The organism is Fructobacillus americanaquae (genome assembly GCF_024029775.1).
In the GTDB taxonomy this organism is placed as follows: Bacteria; Bacillota; Bacilli; order Lactobacillales; family Lactobacillaceae; genus Fructobacillus; species Fructobacillus americanaquae.
In genome coordinates this window covers 1,384,080-1,404,224 of the sequence record NZ_CP097122.1, presented here as the reverse complement: position 1 = coordinate 1,404,224, position 20,145 = coordinate 1,384,080, and the positions used below count along the sequence as shown (strand labels likewise).

36 protein-coding genes are annotated in these 20,145 nt (G+C 39.0%); 6 read left to right on the top strand and 30 right to left on the bottom strand.

Annotated elements, in window-relative coordinates; all coding sequences use genetic code 11:
- Nucleotides 1-160: 160 nt before the first annotated feature.
- The 27 genes from M3M36_RS06855 to M3M36_RS06725 form a co-directional block, all read right to left on the bottom strand.
- A complete protein-coding gene (locus M3M36_RS06855; RefSeq protein WP_338029133.1) occupies nt 161-556 on the bottom strand; it encodes an HNH endonuclease in 396 nt (131 codons plus the stop codon).
- A 243-nt stretch (nt 557-799) separates the two neighbouring features.
- Nucleotides 800-985 (bottom strand): hypothetical protein, encoded by a 186-nt coding sequence (locus tag M3M36_RS06850; RefSeq protein ID WP_252773829.1) that lies wholly within the window; start codon nt 983-985, stop codon nt 800-802.
- A 377-nt stretch (nt 986-1,362) separates the two neighbouring features.
- On the bottom strand, nt 1,363-1,713 hold the full coding sequence (locus M3M36_RS06845) for a hypothetical protein (protein ID WP_252773828.1): 351 nt from the start codon (nt 1,711-1,713) through the stop codon (nt 1,363-1,365).
- Between the two features lie 330 nt (nt 1,714-2,043).
- Entirely contained in the window at nt 2,044-2,469 is a 426-nt protein-coding gene (locus tag M3M36_RS06840; RefSeq protein ID WP_252773827.1) for a DUF722 domain-containing protein, read from the bottom strand.
- Nucleotides 2,470-2,477: 8 nt separating this feature from the next.
- Nucleotides 2,478-2,918: a restriction endonuclease subunit S domain-containing protein gene (locus tag M3M36_RS06835; RefSeq protein ID WP_252773826.1), complete on the bottom strand. Its 441-nt coding sequence runs from the start codon at nt 2,916-2,918 to the stop codon at nt 2,478-2,480.
- A gap of 11 nt (nt 2,919-2,929) precedes the next feature.
- Nucleotides 2,930-4,186, bottom strand: coding sequence for an N-6 DNA methylase (locus tag M3M36_RS06830; protein WP_252773825.1), 1,257 nt, complete (start codon nt 4,184-4,186; stop codon nt 2,930-2,932).
- Nucleotides 4,187-4,222: 36 nt separating this feature from the next.
- Nucleotides 4,223-4,426, bottom strand: coding sequence for a hypothetical protein (locus M3M36_RS06825; protein WP_252773824.1), 204 nt, complete (start codon nt 4,424-4,426; stop codon nt 4,223-4,225).
- Nucleotides 4,410-4,586, bottom strand: coding sequence for a hypothetical protein (locus M3M36_RS06820; protein ID WP_252773823.1), 177 nt, complete (start codon nt 4,584-4,586; stop codon nt 4,410-4,412). Before M3M36_RS06820 ends, M3M36_RS06825 begins: the two co-directional genes overlap by 17 nt.
- Nucleotides 4,587-5,279: a nicotinamide riboside transporter PnuC gene (gene pnuC / locus M3M36_RS06815; protein WP_252773822.1), complete on the bottom strand. Its 693-nt coding sequence runs from the start codon at nt 5,277-5,279 to the stop codon at nt 4,587-4,589.
- Nucleotides 5,280-5,296: 17 nt separating this feature from the next.
- On the bottom strand, nt 5,297-5,728 hold the full coding sequence (locus M3M36_RS06810) for a phage N-6-adenine-methyltransferase (RefSeq protein WP_252773821.1): 432 nt from the start codon (nt 5,726-5,728) through the stop codon (nt 5,297-5,299).
- Nucleotides 5,721-6,119, bottom strand: coding sequence for a YopX family protein (locus M3M36_RS06805; RefSeq protein WP_252773820.1), 399 nt, complete (start codon nt 6,117-6,119; stop codon nt 5,721-5,723). The genes M3M36_RS06810 and M3M36_RS06805 overlap by 8 nt, the downstream gene beginning before the upstream one ends.
- Complete coding sequence (locus M3M36_RS06800; RefSeq protein WP_252773819.1) at nt 6,119-6,526, bottom strand: hypothetical protein; 408 nt, start codon at nt 6,524-6,526, stop codon at nt 6,119-6,121. Before M3M36_RS06800 ends, M3M36_RS06805 begins: the two co-directional genes overlap by 1 nt.
- 2 nt (nt 6,527-6,528) lie before the next feature.
- The gene (locus M3M36_RS06795; RefSeq protein ID WP_252773818.1) at nt 6,529-6,681 is read right to left on the bottom strand and encodes a hypothetical protein; all 153 of its coding nucleotides are present in this window, start codon (nt 6,679-6,681) and stop codon (nt 6,529-6,531) included.
- Nucleotides 6,682-6,909: 228 nt separating this feature from the next.
- Nucleotides 6,910-8,151 (bottom strand): virulence-associated E family protein, encoded by a 1,242-nt coding sequence (locus tag M3M36_RS06790; protein WP_252773817.1) that lies wholly within the window; start codon nt 8,149-8,151, stop codon nt 6,910-6,912.
- On the bottom strand, nt 8,141-8,881 hold the full coding sequence (locus tag M3M36_RS06785) for a bifunctional DNA primase/polymerase (RefSeq protein ID WP_252773816.1): 741 nt from the start codon (nt 8,879-8,881) through the stop codon (nt 8,141-8,143). The genes M3M36_RS06790 and M3M36_RS06785 overlap by 11 nt, the downstream gene beginning before the upstream one ends.
- A complete protein-coding gene (locus M3M36_RS06780) occupies nt 8,881-9,375 on the bottom strand; it encodes a hypothetical protein (RefSeq protein ID WP_252773815.1) in 495 nt (164 codons plus the stop codon). The genes M3M36_RS06785 and M3M36_RS06780 overlap by 1 nt, the downstream gene beginning before the upstream one ends.
- 24 nt (nt 9,376-9,399) lie before the next feature.
- Entirely contained in the window at nt 9,400-10,047 is a 648-nt protein-coding gene (locus M3M36_RS06775; protein ID WP_252773814.1) for an AAA family ATPase, read from the bottom strand.
- Nucleotides 10,044-10,235: a hypothetical protein gene (locus M3M36_RS06770; protein WP_252773813.1), complete on the bottom strand. Its 192-nt coding sequence runs from the start codon at nt 10,233-10,235 to the stop codon at nt 10,044-10,046. Before M3M36_RS06770 ends, M3M36_RS06775 begins: the two co-directional genes overlap by 4 nt.
- The gene (locus M3M36_RS06765) at nt 10,228-10,503 is read right to left on the bottom strand and encodes a helix-turn-helix transcriptional regulator (protein ID WP_252773812.1); all 276 of its coding nucleotides are present in this window, start codon (nt 10,501-10,503) and stop codon (nt 10,228-10,230) included. The genes M3M36_RS06770 and M3M36_RS06765 overlap by 8 nt, the downstream gene beginning before the upstream one ends.
- Nucleotides 10,496-11,233, bottom strand: a complete 738-nt coding sequence (locus M3M36_RS06760) for a PD-(D/E)XK nuclease-like domain-containing protein (RefSeq protein ID WP_252773811.1) — start codon at nt 11,231-11,233, stop codon at nt 10,496-10,498. Before M3M36_RS06760 ends, M3M36_RS06765 begins: the two co-directional genes overlap by 8 nt.
- A gap of 165 nt (nt 11,234-11,398) precedes the next feature.
- On the bottom strand, nt 11,399-11,548 hold the full coding sequence (locus M3M36_RS06755; protein WP_252773810.1) for a hypothetical protein: 150 nt from the start codon (nt 11,546-11,548) through the stop codon (nt 11,399-11,401).
- A gap of 2 nt (nt 11,549-11,550) precedes the next feature.
- Nucleotides 11,551-12,711, bottom strand: a complete 1,161-nt coding sequence (locus M3M36_RS06750; RefSeq protein WP_252773809.1) for a DEAD/DEAH box helicase — start codon at nt 12,709-12,711, stop codon at nt 11,551-11,553.
- Nucleotides 12,689-12,988: a VRR-NUC domain-containing protein gene (locus M3M36_RS06745; protein WP_252773808.1), complete on the bottom strand. Its 300-nt coding sequence runs from the start codon at nt 12,986-12,988 to the stop codon at nt 12,689-12,691. The genes M3M36_RS06750 and M3M36_RS06745 overlap by 23 nt, the downstream gene beginning before the upstream one ends.
- A gap of 102 nt (nt 12,989-13,090) precedes the next feature.
- Nucleotides 13,091-13,300 carry a helix-turn-helix domain-containing protein gene (locus M3M36_RS06740; protein WP_252773807.1) on the bottom strand — a complete coding sequence of 70 codons (210 nt, stop codon included), beginning with the start codon at nt 13,298-13,300 and terminating at the stop codon, nt 13,091-13,093.
- The gene (locus tag M3M36_RS06735; protein ID WP_252773806.1) at nt 13,278-13,469 is read right to left on the bottom strand and encodes a helix-turn-helix domain-containing protein; all 192 of its coding nucleotides are present in this window, start codon (nt 13,467-13,469) and stop codon (nt 13,278-13,280) included. The genes M3M36_RS06740 and M3M36_RS06735 overlap by 23 nt, the downstream gene beginning before the upstream one ends.
- A gap of 185 nt (nt 13,470-13,654) precedes the next feature.
- On the bottom strand, nt 13,655-13,879 hold the full coding sequence (locus tag M3M36_RS06730) for a hypothetical protein (protein ID WP_252773805.1): 225 nt from the start codon (nt 13,877-13,879) through the stop codon (nt 13,655-13,657).
- A 237-nt stretch (nt 13,880-14,116) separates the two neighbouring features.
- On the bottom strand, nt 14,117-14,341 hold the full coding sequence (locus tag M3M36_RS06725; protein ID WP_203617333.1) for a helix-turn-helix domain-containing protein: 225 nt from the start codon (nt 14,339-14,341) through the stop codon (nt 14,117-14,119).
- 74 nt (nt 14,342-14,415) lie between these two features.
- Here M3M36_RS06725 and M3M36_RS06720 point away from each other — a divergent pair, with 74 nt between their 5' ends.
- On the top strand, nt 14,416-14,637 hold the full coding sequence (locus M3M36_RS06720) for a hypothetical protein (RefSeq protein WP_252773804.1): 222 nt from the start codon (nt 14,416-14,418) through the stop codon (nt 14,635-14,637).
- Here M3M36_RS06720 and M3M36_RS06715 read toward each other — a convergent pair.
- Both M3M36_RS06715 and M3M36_RS06710 read right to left on the bottom strand, forming a co-directional pair.
- Entirely contained in the window at nt 14,622-14,933 is a 312-nt protein-coding gene (locus M3M36_RS06715) for a hypothetical protein (RefSeq protein WP_252773803.1), read from the bottom strand. The genes M3M36_RS06720 and M3M36_RS06715 overlap by 16 nt on opposite strands.
- 17 nt (nt 14,934-14,950) lie before the next feature.
- Complete coding sequence (locus M3M36_RS06710) at nt 14,951-15,127, bottom strand: hypothetical protein (protein ID WP_252773802.1); 177 nt, start codon at nt 15,125-15,127, stop codon at nt 14,951-14,953.
- Between the two features lie 260 nt (nt 15,128-15,387).
- Between M3M36_RS06710 and M3M36_RS06705 the strand changes: the two genes are divergently transcribed.
- Genes M3M36_RS06705 through M3M36_RS06690 form a run of 4 tightly spaced genes read left to right on the top strand, consistent with a single transcriptional unit; the run spans nt 15,388 to nt 17,925 of the window.
- Nucleotides 15,388-15,735: a helix-turn-helix domain-containing protein gene (locus M3M36_RS06705; protein ID WP_252773801.1), complete on the top strand. Its 348-nt coding sequence runs from the start codon at nt 15,388-15,390 to the stop codon at nt 15,733-15,735.
- Nucleotides 15,736-16,125 (top strand): ImmA/IrrE family metallo-endopeptidase, encoded by a 390-nt coding sequence (locus tag M3M36_RS06700; RefSeq protein ID WP_252773800.1) that lies wholly within the window; start codon nt 15,736-15,738, stop codon nt 16,123-16,125.
- 9 nt (nt 16,126-16,134) lie between these two features.
- Nucleotides 16,135-16,806 (top strand): hypothetical protein, encoded by a 672-nt coding sequence (locus M3M36_RS06695; protein WP_252773799.1) that lies wholly within the window; start codon nt 16,135-16,137, stop codon nt 16,804-16,806.
- 45 nt (nt 16,807-16,851) lie between these two features.
- Nucleotides 16,852-17,925 (top strand): site-specific integrase, encoded by a 1,074-nt coding sequence (locus tag M3M36_RS06690; protein WP_252773798.1) that lies wholly within the window; start codon nt 16,852-16,854, stop codon nt 17,923-17,925.
- A gap of 311 nt (nt 17,926-18,236) precedes the next feature.
- Here the strand turns inward: M3M36_RS06690 and M3M36_RS06685 are convergent, their stop codons facing one another.
- Nucleotides 18,237-18,458, bottom strand: a complete 222-nt coding sequence (locus tag M3M36_RS06685; RefSeq protein ID WP_252773797.1) for a hypothetical protein — start codon at nt 18,456-18,458, stop codon at nt 18,237-18,239.
- A gap of 624 nt (nt 18,459-19,082) precedes the next feature.
- Between M3M36_RS06685 and M3M36_RS06680 the strand changes: the two genes are divergently transcribed.
- Nucleotides 19,083-20,060: a trypsin-like serine peptidase gene (locus M3M36_RS06680; RefSeq protein ID WP_252773796.1), complete on the top strand. Its 978-nt coding sequence runs from the start codon at nt 19,083-19,085 to the stop codon at nt 20,058-20,060.
- Nucleotides 20,061-20,145: the final 85 nt, after the last annotated feature.

Sequence of the window (20,145 nt, the reverse complement as noted above, 5' to 3'; positions counted from 1 at the left end):
TAGGGTAAAAATTTTAAAAATTGAACTTTTACACAAGATGACGATATGTGAGCGCTCTCTTGTTATTCGAACGTTAGGGGGGGTATTTTAAATTTAAAATCCGTTTTAGTGTAATTATACCGGCGTAATAAAAAAACGATTAAAACGCCTGTTAGGCACGTTAAACGTCACTCATCATTTTATTGATTGTTTTCACGTCGTTGATTGGACGCACAGACCGTAGTGTGTTGTCTTGACCTGTACCATACCATCGTTGTTCCCAATGTGTCTTCTTGGTATGGCATGACGGACAGACAACAGCTAGATTGTCTAGCTTGATTGCTAGTCTTTGGTCTGCTTCTACTGGCACAAGATGATCAACAATCTTAGCTGGTGTCACAACACCAGACAACTTGCAGTATTGGCAGACATAATGATCACGCTCCAATGCTTGTTGTCTTAGATGTACCCATTGCCTTGTCCGATAGAATGCGTACTGGTTTGACTTGTTCTCATCCTTGTGTCTGGTTACTTGGTTGTATCGTGAGTAGTCACGCTTAGGTTTTGGTTCATCCATTGCTAAGTCTTGGTGTCTCTTACAGTACCGTGACTCATACGCCACCATTGCATGGCACCCATTAGCTCGACATCGTTTAACTCTTGGCATGAAATAACAACCCCGCTATCAATATCACTGCTAACATAATCAGCGCAACTTTTAATCCAAAGAATAACCAGACAATTACCAACGTCAACACGAAAGCATCAAATAGTAGTTCGATTAAAGACAAGGCCAGAACAATCATAATTAAAATTAATATCATTTATCCATCCACCTCATATGCTTATGGTAATTAATCACACCGTATCGAAATCCTGCCCGCATGTTAGCGTGCCGATAATCGTGTTTCTCTGGTTTCTCATCTGTCACGGCTGCAAACTGTTTATTAACAGCCGTTGCCTGTTCCTTATGACGTTGCATTCTGGTTTCTTTATCTTCGTACATTGGTTTTCCTCCAAATAAAAAGTGGCTATTTCCATTTTGGAAACAACCACAAATAAAAAATGACCATTTCCAAATTGGAAACAGTCATTATATGTACTGCCAGCCATTCCAGACTGACTATTTCGTTAGGAGCTGGCCGTTTCCGCAGCCAACGAACAAATCGAGAGTTGAACTCGATCGAATCACCATGATTGTCCATAACAGCGGCCCCATGACTTGGCGTAGTTTAAAAGAAAAAGGTAGATTGGAGCAACATGGCCGCTGAACGAAATCCTAAATTTATAGAATTTCTATACTACTATTTTGGCACACTTTTTAGGGCCAAAACTCTCATAAAACTACACTAAAACTGTAATGAAACTGTAACAAAACTACACTTATTGAAAAGCGCCAAAACGTGCACGGCTAACCATCAAGAATGTAAAGCCTTCTTCGATCATGGCAAACTCTTCTTCAGTCAAGCGGTTACCACGGTTTGCTTGAGTGTAGGCTTCCAATTCTTCTAGGCTTGCTTCCAACTTAGCATCCTTGCTGTAAGTGTTTTCCATCTTGTCCAAGTTGTAGAACTTTGGGTGTGATGGCATTTTGAAGTTTTCGAATTCTTCGACAGCCTTGCTTACTTGTCCGTTTCCTGCTGCCAAGATTTCCTTAAAGTAAAGATTGTAGAATGTCTTCTTGGCTGCTGCTTTTGCATCGTTGTAAATCTTGTTGAAGTTCTTGCTTGTCATGTCGTTTTCTCTTTCTTTCCTTTAGATTATGTATTTATTATATATCATAAGATATATAAAGTAAAGCTTTTTAGCAAACTTTTTTATAAATTTTTTTCAATAAAAAAAGACGGTATTATCTACCGTCTTCGTCGTCGTATAAGTCAGCTAACAAAATCGCATTTTTTAACGACATGTTCTCAATTTTCCGTTTCCCTTTGCGAAACGCGTCAATGTTGTTGGCTGGTATATCAGTTAGCTGTGATATACGGTAAGACGATCGTGAACCGTCTGCCAGTACCTTTTCAATTTTCGTGTAAATGTCTTTATTTTTCATAAAATCATTATATATCATGTGAGATAGAATTTTAAATATTCATTTTCAAAATTCCGCTTTAGTCGGTTCAAATCTTTGTGACACATACTTTCCGACCTGTTAATCAAAAACGAAATCTGTGACCAAGTTAAGTAATTGCGGTCGCTATAGTGTGCAGCCATTAACTTCTTATCTGAATCGATAAGAGATTCGTTGAAAATATCCAATACTTTCAGATTATGCTTTAGCCGGTTCATCTCGTGATCTGATTCTTCTCTAATAATTCGATTGTCTTCAACTCGTGGGTGTTCGTTTTGTTTTCGCCCTCCGCCTATATTCTCGTCAGCCAAACCATTGAACGACAAATCTATCCGACGTAATTTCACACGATTTTCAATCGTCCCAGAGTAGTAGTCTTTAAAAATCAAATCAATTTGCTTGCTCTTTTGATCGGCTGCCATCGTCTCTCCTACATCATCATTTTAGATAACATGTAACTTTTAAATAGTTGCATGTCTGATATTTGCTGGTCCACTAATTCCGCTTGAAAGTTTAGTTGTTTAACCGCACTAGCGATTGCTTGTTGTGTTTCGAAATTATGAAGTTCTACTTTGAAATTATTCAGCTCTTCAAATTTGATATTAAGACCAGACTGGAACACTCGGCAAAAGTCAGCAACGTTTTTTTGCAAAACAACATTCAAATAATAGTGGTCGACACCAGCAATCGGAATAATTACGACGTCCTTAGCTTCAACTTCGCCAGCTTGTTTAAGAAATCCAATTTGTCCACGAGTCGCACTAATTTGAATGGTGCTTGATCCAGCCGGATATATCTTGCCAGCTTTACCTCTTTCGAATTCGGCAACGTCCGGAAGTTTTAATTTCTCATACTGAGTGAAATCAATCATAATAGCTCCATCTACAATTGTTCGCGTTTCTTTTTCTGCCTGCCTAGTTTTTCATCGTAGTATTTTTTAATCTCGTCTAATTCTTTAGCCGTTTCCATCGAATTAGTTGCCACCAGTTGGTCGAGTAGTATAGCAATCTCATTCTCTGTTTTCTTAATCATTTGGTCAACTTTTCGCAAATCTTGCAAATTTGCCAAAATGTCAATCGGCTCATCTTCTTCAAACGTGTCCACGTATCGAGGAATATTAAGATTAAAATCGTTTTCAGCTATTTCATCAAACTCGACAACTTGGGCATACTTGTCGACGCTCTGGCGTTTCTCGTACGTGTGCACAATTTTGTCAATATCTTCGGGACGTAGAATATTTTTATTCTTGCCCTTTTCAAATTCTTTACTAGCGTCGATGACTAACAAATCTTTGCGCTGGCGGTTTTTCTTTAGCACCAAAATCACAGTCGGAATATCCGTGGCGATAAAGATTTTACCCGGCAGGCCAATCATGGCATCTAACATATTATTTTCTAGGATTTTTTGTCGAATTTTTCCTTCAGCCGAACTACGAAACAACACCCCGTGCGGTAATATGACCGCCATTGTTCCGCCATCTTCTAACTTTGAATAGCCGTCTAGCAAAAAGGCAAAGTCTGCTTTTGATTTGGGTGCTAGAACACCAAAGTCTTTGAAGCGATCCTGTTCAATATATGACGGATCTGGATTCCATCTGAGTGAATACGGTGGATTCATGATGACTGTCTGGGCTTTGGTAAATTGCCCTTCTTCCACTTTTTGGATTGAGCTAAATTTATCACCTTCGGTCAGTTCATAAATGCCAAAACACTCACGGCTTAAACTATCGCCGTGCCATACGGTCGCATTCATGTTACGAATCGAGAGATTAAATAGTAAAAACGGAATTGCTCGGTCTGAAAATTCTTCACAGTAGAAACGGGCGTTTTTATTTTCGTTCCACCGCTTAATCGTTAGCCCACCTGTCCCTGCACAAATGTCAGCATTTGAATCTGTTGTACCGATTAAACGGCTTGCAATTTGGACTACTGAGTCCGGTGTGAAATCTTGCTTCTTTTCTTTTCGTTCAGCCTGTTCAGCTTGGAAATATTCCGTAAACCAATCGTATGACAGGTCCGGACGTTCTGCCAAAAAACGGTGAAACATCTCTTCACGTTTTTGCTGATCGAAAATAATTTTTTCAAGTTCGTAGGAAGCCTGATAGCTTTCCTTAACGCCTAACAATTTATTAAAATCCACACGCTTACTCCTTTCTATAATTTTAATTTTTTATAGTCACTTACTCCAAACTGACACAAACCGGCCATGCAGTGCTGTCATCAAGTAAAATGCCATTGTCAGCAACATTGGAAGGTTTGAATAAGCTTCATTAAAATTTTTGTAAGGTTTAGCGATTAATTCCTTTAACGCCTTAACCGTTATAACGCTTGGGTTAGTTTTCAAATATGCAGGCCATACTTTTTCAATCTTCTTCATCATTTTCGCTCCTCTCAAAAAACAAAACAATTGAACGATCGTCGGTGTAAACTGTGCTAATCAAACGCCAACCAATTCTTCCAAGTCTTTTTGCTGTAGTTTCTGCACGCGTTACCGTTGAATATGTTGCAAACTCGTAAATTTCAACAACTTTATAATCCATCTACTTACTCCATACCGACACGAAACGACCATACAGTGCCGTCATCAGATAGAAAGCCATCGTCAACAGCATTGGCAGTGAACTTGCAGAATAGCCAGCAGACAAAGCCGTAAACCACAGAGCAATGTTGACCACGTCCGCCATCAACCACAATGTGTAGCTGTCACCGTATCCCAAGAATACATAGAGAGAAGCAAACGCCCCAATAACCAATGTCAACGAATCCCATACCGGGTTGCTGTCACCTAACCATGTATAGACAATGATTAGTGGTAGCCAGATAATCACCATCAGCGCCAATGTAGACATCCAGTTGCCAAAGCTCAAATGCTTCACACCGTTCTTAATACGATGACCCCAACTCTTCCACGTCACAATCAGTGGAATATCAATCAATGCCACGAATACCAACTGATCCAATACACTTGCATAGTGTCCAGCAGTCCAATTGACGTAGATAAATCCTAGTGCGCTAATCAAACCGAGTAGCCCATTAATTGGTTTCCCAATCATCATATATACCGTACATGCTGACCCAACCAACGTGGCCACTAGCGTGATAACTGATAGGCCAGTAATAGGTGCGACCATGAACAAAGCCAACTGCACGCCGACCATAAACGCCAGCATAACCGCACCAGCAGTGTTCAACGACTTAATTTCTGTCCCCAACCATTTAACGTAATTTTTCATTATTTTTTCTCCTGAAATTAGAATCCATAAACTACTAAGCAACTAGGAAACGGAGCTGCATCTCTTGGAACACCATCCACTTCAAACTTCAAACGCCCTCTGATGAACTTAACCACTGCCTTGTCTTGAATGAAATCATGCCAATACTTCGTATCAGTTCTCGATGGAATCAGCATGACGATAAATCTGTTTTCATCTCTCAAGTGCTCTTCATAGGCTTTTTGAATGAACTGATAAATACTTCGCCCATAAGGTGGATTCATAAAAACATTGCCATGCCAATCACGTTCCAAACAGCTATTGCTCTCTGAATAATAATTACTCAATTTGTGGTTACTATCATCGGCACAGGCATCTAGATCAAACTTGAATTTTTTGTTCAGATCATCGAATAAATCAGTAGGTGTTTCCCAGTCGTCTTTTTTACTTGAGAATAAGACTTTATCCATCAATCTCCACCAACAGTTCTGGGTTCTCGTGAATATTTCCAATGACCTCGTAATTGTTTCCTTCAGAAAACGCATAACTCGGACAATCATATGATGAGTCCCAAAATCCTTCTACGTTAAAACCGAATCCTTCAAAGCTGACAACACCTTTTTGGTATGGGAAATGTTGAAATTGGACAATATCGCCCTCATAGATTTCTTTTCCGTTCTTGTCATGTAGGCCAGTGAACTGTTCTAGTACTGCTTCATGATTGACAGATAACTTGTCAGATTGAGCATCGTAACTAACCATTTCAGCCACTTCTCCGCTATTTGGATAAACAACATACTCTGAGTAGCCGATGAAATTCTTTTTGTTTTTGTCCCAAGCCCTAAACTTAATTTCTCTCATCACTCCACCTCTTCTCGTTCGAACATGTCTGGGTTGTAACCTGCTTCAATGATTTCTGTTTCAGTTAATTTTTCATGCCAATTTGCAGGACAATCAAGAATAATCAAACCGAAATCTTTTATGAGATAATAAAAATCTCCATCTTCATCAGTCTTCTTATACCGCCAGTAATATTTCTTCTCTTTTTCAACAAACTGTTCATGCGCCCAGTCACGAGATTTTGGAATTGAGATTAAAGCAAGTTCTTGATTTAATTCCTTAACTTTATCGGCGTTATTCAATTCGTAAAAAACGTCTACATAAATATCTTTTACAATTGTGCTGACAACATATTCTCTATTAGCGAGGCGTTTATCAGCTATTTCAACAATCTTCTGATATTCTTCTTCCGTAAATTTTTTGGTCATAATCAAACACCCTTCTCTTTTTTAGTTTCTTCCATAATCCGTACAATCTTATTGATCATGTCTTTTTGGCCTCTTTTAAATCCAATCTTGTACCAAATGAAACAGGCAATCGTTTCTCCTGTAAAAACGGCCAATACTATAATTGCGTTAATCATGTTTTTCCTTTCTGGTTACACAAAAGTGGTCACAAAAGGTTGCTCAAACTCCTATATATATATATATATATATATAAATAATAGATATATATAAGTAACCGGTAACCTAACAGCAACTAGTCTTACTCTTGCAACGTTTTCAGCGGTTACCTCTGCTTTAAAAAGTTACGTAACTTTGCTAAAAAATCTGTGATTTTTTTAACTATCGTTTTTTTAGAAGTAACCTTTTTACCCCTTTGAAGTAACCTTTTTTGCTTCTTGAGTAACCTTTTTTGCTTCTTGAGTAACCCCTTTTTTGACAAAACAACGAACTGTTTTTCCATTGATTTTCTTCGGTTTTTTCTCAAATCCTTCACGTTGCATAACCATTTGAATCTGATTACGAAGTTCTTTTTGCTGATAATCAATCATCTGGCTATACAATTCTTGTTCAATCGAAGCGTTTAGCTCACTGACTCGAATTGACTCATCAAACTTGTGTTCAGATTTCAGGACGTTCATGATAACGTCATCAATTTCAGCAAATACGTTCAAGTTTTCCGTCATGTTTTCAAAGCTAATCGACTCCATCTGTTTGTTGATGTCATCAATCGTCTTATCTGGATGTGTGATCACAGCAGAATAATAGTCACGTGCTTCAGCTAGTACATTTTCATACCAACTATCTGGCAACTTGAAAGCGTTTTGCTTGATTTTATAATCGTTTACAATGACCGGGATAATTCGACGATTACCACCCAAGTCAGTTAGATAGGAACTATCGTTTGTCGTTCTTGAGATGACGAAGTGACGTTTTTTTGTTTCACTGTTGCGGGCATATGCCGGTCGATAAGTGAACTCGTTCGTTGAGACAAACTTCTTAAACACCTTGTCACTATTGATCGCCGTCACTTGCATTTCATCATCGTTGACGATTAGGTTTTTCATCATGATTTCAAAATCGTCTTTTTTAGTAAAAGACATGAATTGGTCGGTATAATACTGACCACCTAATCGCTTTAAGAACGACGTTTTACCCGTTCCTTGATTGCCGATGATGTCTAATGTGTATTGAAATTTACCAGTATCGACACCATACGCGCCACCTACTAAATTGATAATCCAAATGCCAATCGCCTTGTTAATTTCTGGGTTTTCAACACCAAATAACTCTTCGCCAATCGTCCATAGTCTGCTTTTTCTGTCCCACTTTTTGGACTCAATCCAGTCATAGACAGATGAGAATACATGCTGACTGGCAGCCGACTCGATGGCTTCGAACAATTTCGACATTGGATAACCAGTGTCATATTTACGCTCCAAGAACGCTTGGATAAGCCGTGCCTTGTTGTCCGTCATTTGTCCCGCTTCAACTAACACTTCCTGCCCTTGCACGTCTTTCTTGAGTACAATTTGACCGATGAACTCGTCATATTGAATATCAAAGTTATCCAGAAGTGTTTCGGCCATGACCGTTGTTTTAGTTGCCATTCGTCCATTTCCTCCAACTTCCCTCAATCGTCTTTTCGATTTCTGACTGCGTTAATCCTGATTGCTGATTGGCCAAGTCGACAATGGCGTAAATTGATTTTTTAGGAAAACCCATTATCATTAACGACCATACGAGTATCGACATGTTTCGATTTCTTGTTCCATTTTCGCCGAACCCTTCGGTTATCATGGCTAACTCTGGAATCGTCAGGCTACTCTGTCCTTCAAATGAGTTAGAAACCTTTTGGCCTTTTGCTTTGTTTTCGTTGTAGAACTCAAGCAACTCATTAGGCAAATCAACACATTCAGATAAATCCGTTTCCGGGTCAACAACCGCATAGTTATTTTTGCTGGCCTTAATATCGAGACCTTTCTCGATGCTGAGAACTTGGGTCAGGTTGTGATTGTTCTTGAAAAATACATGAATACCACGACCGGACACAGACTCTTCAATCACGCCATCTTCAATCGTAGGGAAACGGACTTGGAAAGATGTATATTCGTGCATATCGTCAAAGTCGAAGCACACATAATCCGATCCAGACATAACTAACGCAATAGCATAATGGCGTTTCCAGTTAGACAATACCCATAATTTATCTAATTTATCAGTGGCGTAAGCAAGGATTGGCTTCTTACTGGCATGTCCTTCGTCATCGTAACTAACTTGAATTGGTGTAATGTCATATCCTTCGTTTAACCATCTAATGGCCTCTGTCTTGGTTGCCATTATTCAATGTCAAACGGTACGTCAATTGGGTCTAGGAACGTGTACTTTGAAAATGCTGTTTCACCTTCCTTTGCTTCAGGCGTTTCTTTCAAAATCTTAACCTTGAGTGTTTTCTTGTCGGCAACTGGTTGCAAGGCTTCCACAACTGCCTGATTTCCTTGGCGGATGGTATCCAAATCAACGACCTTTTTCATTTCTTTGTTGAACAAAATCAATGGGCGCATTAATTGGAACACATTAGACTGCCAAGCCTTTGACGACAACTTCGAACCGTCTGTCTTCTTTTGTGAAACTGAAACTCGATAGCCGTTATCTGATGTTCCTTCGCTGTCTTCAAAAGTGAACTGCACAGCTGACCAGCTAGAACTCTTTGATTGGAACAAGGACACTTCAGTCAGTACGGCATCAGTTGTGCCGTCTTCAAACCCGAACGCAGATGGTTGCGCCGTGTTTTCGTCCATGTTGTCAAACCAATTTTCCATATCTAAAGCCATAATATTCTTCTCCTATTTTTCCTATTAAAGTCCCATTGATTCCAGGGCTTGTGCTGATTTCTTGTTCTTGTCAACGACTGTGTTCAGTGGTGCAGGCAACTTGCTGTCGTCCCATTCGTACCGGCGCTTCTTCCACTTCGCTTCGTGCTTGTTGTTGATCTCGATGAGTGCGTCGGAATACCCACCGATAACATTGAACAACTTCGGCTTTAACACGATAACCAAGCCTTCTTCATCGTCCATGTTGGCACGCAACAAGTAATAGACAGTCAAATCTGAAGTGGTGAGTGCGTTGATGATATTGCTAAACGCTTTGTTAAATTCCCCAAATCCTGCACCATAGTCACCCGCTTCTTTAAGTGAATTGGCGTTGTGATTTTCCAAGACTTCCAATTCCAACATGTTGGCCATATCTTCAGCCGTATCAATTACAACTGTTTTGTAGCCAGCTTCTGGTGCTTGTTCGATAACGTCCATCACATCTTGGAATGACTTCGGACGAACAGCGTTATATCCGGCGTTGTCGGCATTCCCATCAAATGATAGGAAGAGTGGCTTGTTAGCTTTACCGGCAAAGGTCGTCTTACCAGCCATTGGTTCGCCATAAACTACAATGGCTTGTGGGTCAGGCTTTTGTAACTTGATTTCTTGAAACTTTGATACCTTAATCATTCGATAACTCCTAACTCTTCAACTTTGATTTTAATTTCAAACCACCGTATATCTTCAAATTGAATTTGTTCAATGAATTTAATGATTGCTTCATTCTTTGAATTAGCTTTTATAATCACCTTTTTAATGCCTTTTGGATTGATAACGCTTCCTTTAAAATCGCTCATACTTACTACATAATTATTCATTTGTAATCACCTTGTACTTTTTACCTTTGTATATAACTTCTGTTGGTACATCGTTTTTTAACTCAACTTCAGGTTGTTCATCATCGCCAATTAGTTTTAAAACAGACACGTCGAAGAATTCGGCAAGTTTTTGCCATGTTTCTAATTTAGGTGTGCTTAATCCAGATTCATAACGTTGTACAGCTTGCTTAGTTAATCCTAGAAAATCGGCAACGTATTTTTGTGACACGCCTTTTTCTTTTCGGAGTTCTTTTAATCTGTTAGACATCAATCACGCCCCCAAATTGTTCATAAGCCCATTGGCTTCCATCATTGATTGCTTCGAGATTGTCTGGACAGTCAACGTAATGAACTGCCTGTTCAATTTCATCCGCCATCTCGTTGGCGTATCGTAAAATCTCGTCATGGTCCATTTTGAAGTCGTAGATAAACGGCTTATCTGGGTCCTTCTTGATGTAAATTAAGTGGGCCTCTTTCTTATCGAACATGAAAGCATAGTAAGCAATTTGTTTCTTGTACTCTTCTTGCCGATTGTCACGGAACGATCCATACTCAATAAAACCATCGAAGTCCATTGGTGCGACTGTCTTAAAATCAAACACTGCTTTTTTGGTTAGCATGTCCGCTCGACCAGTGGCAGTAAATTGCACCCCTTGACCTGTTTCGGTTTCTTCATTGATTTCAACTTCATATTCAGCCTGACCAAACGGCAAAGCACTAAATGTCAAGACGTAATCTCGCAAATGATTACCAATAACTTCGGCATCAACGTATGCTTTCTTGAGTTGCCCTTTCGTTTTGCCTGCTTTACTAATCAGCAAGTCTTTGTCTTCTTCCGATATATCTTGTGTCTTGTCACGACCTTCCGCAACGTTGTGGACGATTGTCCCAAATAACAGTGCGTCCTTACTTCCTTCCCACCATGGATGCTCGCCAGTGTAATCGTGGTAAGCACGAAGTGGGTTTTTGCTAAACTTGAAAGCCCTTGTGGGGCTCATATGAATTTTGTCCATTTACGACCCTTTCATCTATCTTGTGGTTGCACCAACGGCAACGCTTTTCAATAACTGTTTGATTACTCTTATGCTTAACAACTAATTTTGGTGCGTCGTGAGCAAAACAAAGCGAACAGAAAATATCATTCAGCATTTGTTTCCTCTTTCTTAGATTTTTTCAATCGTGATTTTGTAAATTCCACCATTAATAACGATGTGTTCTGACTCTGGTTGTTTTTGGTCTTTTGATGTAAAGGCTAGTCGAACAACCTTGTCGCCTACATCGATCAACCATTTTTGTAATTCGCTTATTCTCATATCTAGTCCTCGAACATTTCCGAATTAAAGCTTTCTTTCATCTCTAGTGAGTTCCAGATAGCGTCGTCAATCGTCCCGTGAACAACCAAGTAATCTCGTGTGATTTTGCTTTCTTGTCCAATTCGATAGTTCCGATATTTCGACTGGTCAAAATCGATAAAACTATCAGGCAACGACCACCAGATGGCGTGTTTATACTCGTTCAATGTCATCCCCGAACCAGCCGTTGTTTGGATCAGGATAAAATCGCCTTGACTGTCATACTCATGACCGTTAACGTGGCCGACCTTGAAATCTTTCAACGCCTCGTCTAACAGTTGCAGCTCATTATCATAGGTGTAGAAGATAAGTGTTTTCTCATCACCGTATGACTCTTTAACGCTTTCAAGCCAATCGAGTTTGGCTTTGTTGTTCTGATTTTGACGTTGGTAGATACGGCGTGCAGTTGGATTGGCAAAGATAACCTTGTCATCCTTCTTGTAAGACATCTTGGTCTTTTTGTACTCACGGTCTGGCTTAAAACTGATAACGTGTTCATTAATATCTGGCAGTTCAGTGATTTCATCAAGCGTGACGACATCAGACGTGATGGACTTAAACCACTCTGTTAATTGGTTCGTGTTTTTACCGACTTTCCAAATTGGGAACTTAGACCAACCGGGGTGTTCCGCTACCTTGTACAAGTCCTTGAACTGCTTCTTAGTCGGAACATGGCCAAAGTACAGGGCATACATTTCCAAATCGTCTAGTTTTCCATTCGTGGGTGTGCCTGACAGAAAAACAAAACCCGCACAGCACTTAGTCAGTGTTCGTAACTTTTCAGAACGACCTGATGTGTTTTTGAACTTGTGAGCCTCGTCAACGATCAATACCTTATCTATCACATCAGCGTTGCTTAGCTTCTTCACACCATCAGTCGTGATGACCTGCATGTCATTTTTAAACCCAACCAACTCGGCGTCCTTCTCCCACGACTTAGCTTTTACAACTTGACGTGGTGCCACTACAATAACGTCAGACGATGGGTAGTGCTTCATTACATGGGATAAACCAACAACGGTCTTCCCTGTCCCCATTTTCATCACGTAGTAGTAGTTAGGTTTTGACTTTGCTAACTGATTGGCCTGTGCTTCATACAATCTAAAAGAGTTTTTCGACGTCATCGATAACCTCCAAAAATCTTGTAAAGCTATCAATCACATACCATAGACCACCGTTTCGCTTAATTTGAGCACCGACCGCTTTCTGTTCGGCCGATACTGTACCTTGTCCGTCTGGTCGCTTAATTTCCAATCCTAGGAACTTGCCGTGCTTATCAATCGTGATAATGTCTGGTGTTCCAATATCAGTACCGGGACCAGATTGTGTCTTAATGATGAAGTAATCGTTTTGTCTTAGAAATGTGGTGATTTGTGATTGCAAACGTTGTTCAGGCTTCATCGTCAATCACCCTTTCGCTTTCTTGTTCGCGTTCCCATCTTGCTTCTTCAGCTAGATGTTGCTCTAAACCATCTGCAACTCTATTTCCTGTTGTTGTCATCCTTATTCCTCCCATCCCGCTAGATATGCTGGTGTGACTCCATAGAATTTAGCTAACTTTTCCAAAGTTTCTAATTTTGGTTCACGGTTGTCATTTTTATATTGCGAAATGTTAGCCGATCCAATCGTTTTAGAAAATCCATCAGTCTTTCTTAACATCAATGACAACTTAGCCATTGAAAGACCTTTTTCATTTCTTAAGTAACCAATCATTTAGCTTATCGAACGTACGTTCTTGAGCTGTATCTACCTTGCGGTTAATAATTCGCGAGATAGTCACGCTATTAACTCCGGTCTTTTCTGATAATTGACCATAGTTTAGGCGCTCTCTTGCCTGTTTAATTGTTAAGGCATCAACAAATGTACTCGTTAAGACTTTCATTGTTTTATCTCCTTACAGTTTTTGATATAGCCACTCGTTTAGTGCGTTATAAGTCTTGTCGGTCACTAACTTTTAAATTAAGTTCGCCTCGCTGTCTCTTGATAGCTCTTAACATTGATTCATTAATTGTTGGCATTTGTGTCCTCCGTGGTATACTGAAGGCATAAATTTTCTTGCAGGAATTTTTATGCCTCAGCTCGCTCTGCTAAGCGGGCTTTTTTTGTGCGCTTGAAATCACGTTTTGCCAATCGTTTTCCCTGGTGGACAATATCATTGGTAATGTCGTTCTCAATGTCATAGACATCGAACAGTGGTGATTGCTTGTAGTATTTGTATGCCATGATAGAAAGCGTGGTAACGCTTGTGCCAATTACAAACATCAACAAATCATTAAATTGCATGAGTGTCATTGTTTGTCCTTTCTTATGCGTAACGGTTTGACAACTTGAAGAAATAATTACGAAGAGATAAGCCGTCCCAAACTGGATGAGTCTTACCACCTTGTATTGGCTTTGGAAACCCTTTCTTTTTCTTATAATTTTTCCGGAAAGTATCGTTTGATTTAATACCAAGTTCGTCCATTATCTGTTGTTGTGTATATTGCCTATCTGGCTTAAATCGTTCATACATACCCTTGTCTCTTTTCTTTAAAACCAGTTTTCGCCTTCGTATCCTGTGAAATCGAACAACTTTTGCAAGTTGTCATGAGCAGCTGGGCCACTGGCGTTACCACTCAACAATTGGCGCACATAAGACGGTGATGAATCAACGACTTTTGCCAACTGGGCTTGCTTGATTCCTTTCATCTTTAAATGAAATTGAAACTTAAAACGCTCTTCTTCAAGAATTCTCTTCGCTTCTTTTACTGACATGGAAACCTCCTTTCTGTTTTTGCTATCCTTTAACTACTGACTCATTTGTCTAGTAAATTGAAAGGAGAATTGTTATGAACTACGAAAAATCAATTATTCTTGAATTGATTGATGCCACCAAGAAGAATGGATTACCAACCACTGTTGTTTGTTCAGATATGAAGTGTTTTGATGATAGTCCTGCATTCTATTCGGCTGTAAAATCGATTGTTCGTATTATTGGTGTTGAAGGTATTCCGGGAAGCAATAAGATTACTGCCGTATCACTTTCAAAAGACTTTCAGTTTGAAAACTGATGATTATGTGGGTTATTTAACTGTTTGTAATTTTTAACCAGTTTCCGCTTAGGGAGCTGGTTTTTAAATTCAACAATTACCCAGTCTTTTCGTTCAAAATCACTAACGGTTGGATTCCACAATGCTGGACCATCTGCTTGATTTGGCGCTTCAATAAACGAACCATCTTGATTTCGAAATAAAATACTTCCGCCAGACATCAAATCAGGAACAAAAATAAAATCGGTTGGGTAACCTTTAAGTTGAAAGCCTCGTTTACCACTACGACATTTTTTAACTGCTTTAATTAAATTCATACGTTTTCTCTTTCTTTTTACTTTGGGATAACTACTACAACATAATCATCAGGCATCTTCGGATGCCTTTTTGTTTTGGCGTAAACATGGGTAATTTCGAATTCATAACCAGGCTCATAGCTTTTCCGTTTTTCAAATATCTGCACACCTTTTTTGCTTTTAAACAATAGGCATAAAGCTTTTGAAAGTTTCATCTCCTCTTCTCTCCTTTCAGTAACAAATGTTTGTAAGTTTTACTTTACAAGTTGGATAAAACCAACTATAATGACAAAGTAAATGCATAACAAAAGACCTGTTATAACCTTTAGTAGCCCGCCAAGACACTTTAGTTTTAATTGTTTTTTGTTTGCGTAATTAACTTACAAGACATAGTATAGTTGGATAAAATCAACAAGTCAACACTTTTGTTCTTTTTTCCAAACTTTTATTATGTTTTAAGATAGGACACGTTGATATGACAGTGGTTTTTGAACGAATAAAAAGAGTTGCAGAACTCAGAAAACTATCAATAGATAGTATTAATGACAGAGCAGGATTGAGCAATAAAGCTATTTACGGTTGGAAAAAATCGACACCAAAAGCTGATAATTTACAGAAGGTTGCCGACGTATTGAATGTATCTACCGACTACCTATTAGGCCGTACTAATCAAATGAATAGTTACGACTCAAAAGATAAAACAACTGATATTGCTGACGATACATTAATCATGGCTTTCGATGGTAAGCCCGTTTCTGACGAAACACGAGAAAAGTTGTTAGAATATGCCCGTTTTATCATGGCTGACAAGAAAGGTAAATAAGTGGAAGAAATCATATACTCGCTTGAAAAAATAGCAAAACAAAACACTATTACAATCGTTGACGTTGACAGCCTAGATGATGATGACTCTGATACATCAATGCCGGATAACAAGATTGTTTTCATGAATCCGGCTTATAAAAAGTCTAGTTATGCTTTTCGTTTGGCTCATGAATTAAGCCATATTATGTATGGTAATAATTTACCTAACGCTGTGTATCGATTTAGCCCCTACTTCCAACGTGGCGAAGAATATGAGATGCACAAACACGCTATTGATATGTTGATGGGCATTAAACGACCGACTAGCGTTCAAACGTTCATGGAAGTTTATAAGATTCCATCATGGTTAGAAGAGTATGTAGAGACTGAATACAGTCAGCAGTTTTAAGGAGAAAATATGCCGTTTATTTATTTACTGATATTATTGGTCTTTTTATTTTGGGTTGTATCTTTCATTTTTAGTTTTTGGGGAATTCTAATAATGGTTATCTTAGGATCTTTTTTCCTTATTGGATACCTAAGCCCTGATCAAAAAGAAAAGCGTAGGTTAAAAAAAGAAAATAATAACAGCTATCATCCCTTAAATGAAGAATCTGATAATGAAGATAAAGATTTTGAAAGAGAAAAAACCAAACCAAAAATATTAGGTTTCAATTCATTTGACCACATCGAATCAACTGTTAACAGTTCGCCAAAAACAAACGTGTCAAACAAAGGAAAAGTAAAAGTTGTCGGCACTACATATACCGATGCTGACAAAATACTTAGAAATATTGTGAAAGACAAAGGTGGTCTCTGGAATACTGGAGGATATACTGAGCATGATATTTTTCTTTCACTTGTACCAGACCCGGATAATAAAGTTGACCCAAATGCTATTGCCGTATACTCAAGATATGAAACGCCGGAGCGAGCACGCATATCAAGAAGCGGAAGAATTGGTTACTTACCAAAGGGAATCGGTTTAGTACTTGATGAAGAAACCATTGTAAAAGCAGAGATAAAAGAAGGATATGGAAAATTTGGAGTAACAGTTGACCTATCAGAATTAAAATTCACTAATGATTAAGCCCTAGGCTTTTTTATTTGTGCCAATTTTAGGAAAGGAACACTTATGGCGAGTATTTACAAACGATCAAACAATTGGACAGTTGAAATTGTCTATCGTGTTGATGGTGTTCGAAAGAAAAAACGTAAATCTGGGTTTACAACAAAATCTGAAGCTCAAAAATGGGCAAACCTAACAGAATCTAAAAAATATTCTGGCGAATTATCAACGACAGCAAAGCTATTCTATCCAACGATGCTTAAATGGTATCAAATTTTCAAAGAGCCAAAAATAGCCCGTTCGACAAAACTATGGTTCAATACCGTGCTGAAGTTAGTTGAAAAAGAGTGGCCCGATAAATTAGTGTCAGATATTCGTTCATCAGACTTCCAAGAATTGCTAAATAAATACGGCCAGACACACGTTAAGGTTTCAACCAAACGAGTGAATAATATTATCTCAGAGTTCGGTCGTTACGCCTTTGACGAAGGCTATACAACTCGTGATTTTACTCGCAACGTCTACAATACTGGCAAAGTTGAAAGTAAGACAGCTGAGATGAAATTCCTTGAAAACGATGAATTTCAAAAGCTAATAAAACGTGCTAAACAAAGCAACTCAATTTCTGCACACATGATAATCACCGCCTGTCTGACTGGCATGAGATACGCTGAAATAGCTGGATTAAGGCCAAAAAACGTTGACCTAAACAACAAAACAATCAGTATTGTGGAAACGTGGGACCAAATCAGCCACGAGTTTAAGCCAACTAAAACAAAATCATCCGTTCGAACCATATCGATGCCTGATGATTTAGTAGACTTATTCAAGAAATGGGAGTTCGGTGATGGGTTCGTTTTTCAAGGGATAAATGGTTATCCATCCACAAGTGCTGCCTGCAATCATACCTTAAAAAATTATTTGAAAAAAGATAATTCAAAACAAATCACCTTCCACGGTTTGCGTCACACTCACGCTAGTTATCTACTGGCTAATGACATTTCGGTTCAATACGTCAGTGAACGTTTGGGACACGCTAACACAAACATCACTCTCGGAATTTATGCTCATCTTCTTGAAGACAAACGAAGCGAAGAAAATTTAAAAGCTTTGAACAAATTAAATATACTCAATAAATAATGGGGGACAAATGGGGGACAACCTTTTAAAAACAATCGTTTAACTTGTATTTAACACGTTTTAACACGTTTTAAAAAACACCTTATAAACGCCTTTAAATCAACGTTTGTAAACATAACGGCTTTAGATAGGCATTTGCATCAAAACATCAAATACGTCCCCTCAGTGCATCGAAAACGTTGATATATCAACGTTTTTAACTTATCCACACGACTTTTACACGACAATTAGAACTAACACATTAAAAAACACCCCCAATCTTAATTAAGAGACTAGGGTGTTTTTTTATTGTCACGCTTAATCACAATTTATCAATCATAGCTTACGTTGGTTCGCCTTTCCTGAATAAGTTGTTCTAACTCATTGAAGTCGTCTTCTGTTGCTAACTTGCGAATGAACGATCGTGAATCGGTTCTATACGATAGATCCTTTTTGTGTTCTTTGTTCTTTTCAGCCCAGCGCTTGTTTGTTTCATTTTGCGCAGTCGTTGAGCTTTCATACTCTGCTGGTCGCTCTACTTTTTTATCTGTCATTTAATTACACCATAAATTGATATTAGTAACGAAACTACCAACAGCACTAAAGCCGTCCAGCCTACCAATGAAGGTTTATTATTTTTCATAAAGATGTTAAAACGAGCGTACACGAAGAAGACCCTTGCGGGCCTCACTTCTTATTTTTTTAAAGAGCTAATCAGTTGAGCAATAGCTTGTAGTAGTGCACTTACTGCAAGAATTATCTCAAGCATGGTTGGCTTTTTCTTTTTATGCCCTCGAAACATCACTTTTGAATCAAATGTACCCAGTTAGCTACCAACAATGCGTATCTTTGTCCCCACCTTCAATTTATTCCAAAATAAAATAATATGAACCTGATTTCAACAGGTAAAAAGCGCTTATTTTTCAGCCAATCCCCCTTCAAAAGCCTTTCATAACAACGATTACGCCTGATTTAGGGATGTGCTATATTAAGGACACCCAAGGAGGTGCTTGGATGAAAAAAGCAAAAAATTTTGTACAAAATCTAGTCAACTTAACTAAAAGCAAAGCTTGGCCAGCAGCCCTCCGCAAACAGTTTTCGTTACGATGACATCCACTTCTTCGGTAGTTTTTTATCATACAAACTGTGTCACACTAACGTTCGGTAAAGGAGAACTCATGAATAATATTAAAAAATGGGGCGAATTGGCCACTTTGACCCTAGCCACGTTACTCGGCATGCAACTGACGGACAATCAGGCATCTGCTTATGTTTTTGATACAGCTAAGTTTCAAAAAGGTCAAGTTCCAGATACAAGACGGTCGCCTTTTTCCTCAGTCGTATTTATCGTTGATGGCGAAACGGGTGATTCGGCTAATGGTGTGTTGATTGCCCCCGACACTGTTTTAACCGCCGCCCACGTTGTTTTACGTCAACGTGATGAAAGTGACAGAACAACCTTTTCAGACTGGCCCAAACAGTTAATTAATCCCAGCGCGCTATCAATTCGGCCGGCCTATGGCGGGGAATCTGGCTCAACAGTCGAAAGATACCCATTCAGTTGGCATTATCACGGTCAAACAGTTGCTATTCCGGCAGAATACTTCGAGGCTGCCCTTCGACCCAATGGTGATGCTGGTGATAACGATATTGCATTAATCCACTTAAATCAACCCGTACAAGGTGCGCCGATACTACCGCTAGGTGAATTTCGTCCGCAAGACATAAACCGTTCCATTGTCTCAGCCATTGGCTTCCCGGCAACACTTGGTCCTGGAAATATGAATGAACCGGAGAACCAGGATGATCGTATGTACGCTGATTACGGTACCGTTTCAGCCATCACCGGTCGTCAGCTATTAACAACGAATATAAATTGGTCACATGGTAGTAGTGGTGGCCCACTGCTCAATTCGTTCAACCAAGTCATTGGCATTGTTAGTTCATCAAATGCCTATGGTAATTTTGCTACCAGAATTGACTCCGGCTTAAATTGCTGGATTCAAGAACGAATGCATGAGCATGACCAAGATTTAGCACCTGAAAATTCACGCAGACGTTGGCGTCAATTGGGCAACGAGCGTGTCTATTTTGATTATAATGGTGAAGCAACCGCTATCGTTGGCCAAAAAACGCAGATAACTTCGGTGTTTTAGACTTGTCCCTACCAGGTCGAGCAAATCATTCGGAGCTATAAATTTCATTCAAACAACAATTCAAAACATGTTGATAACACCATGT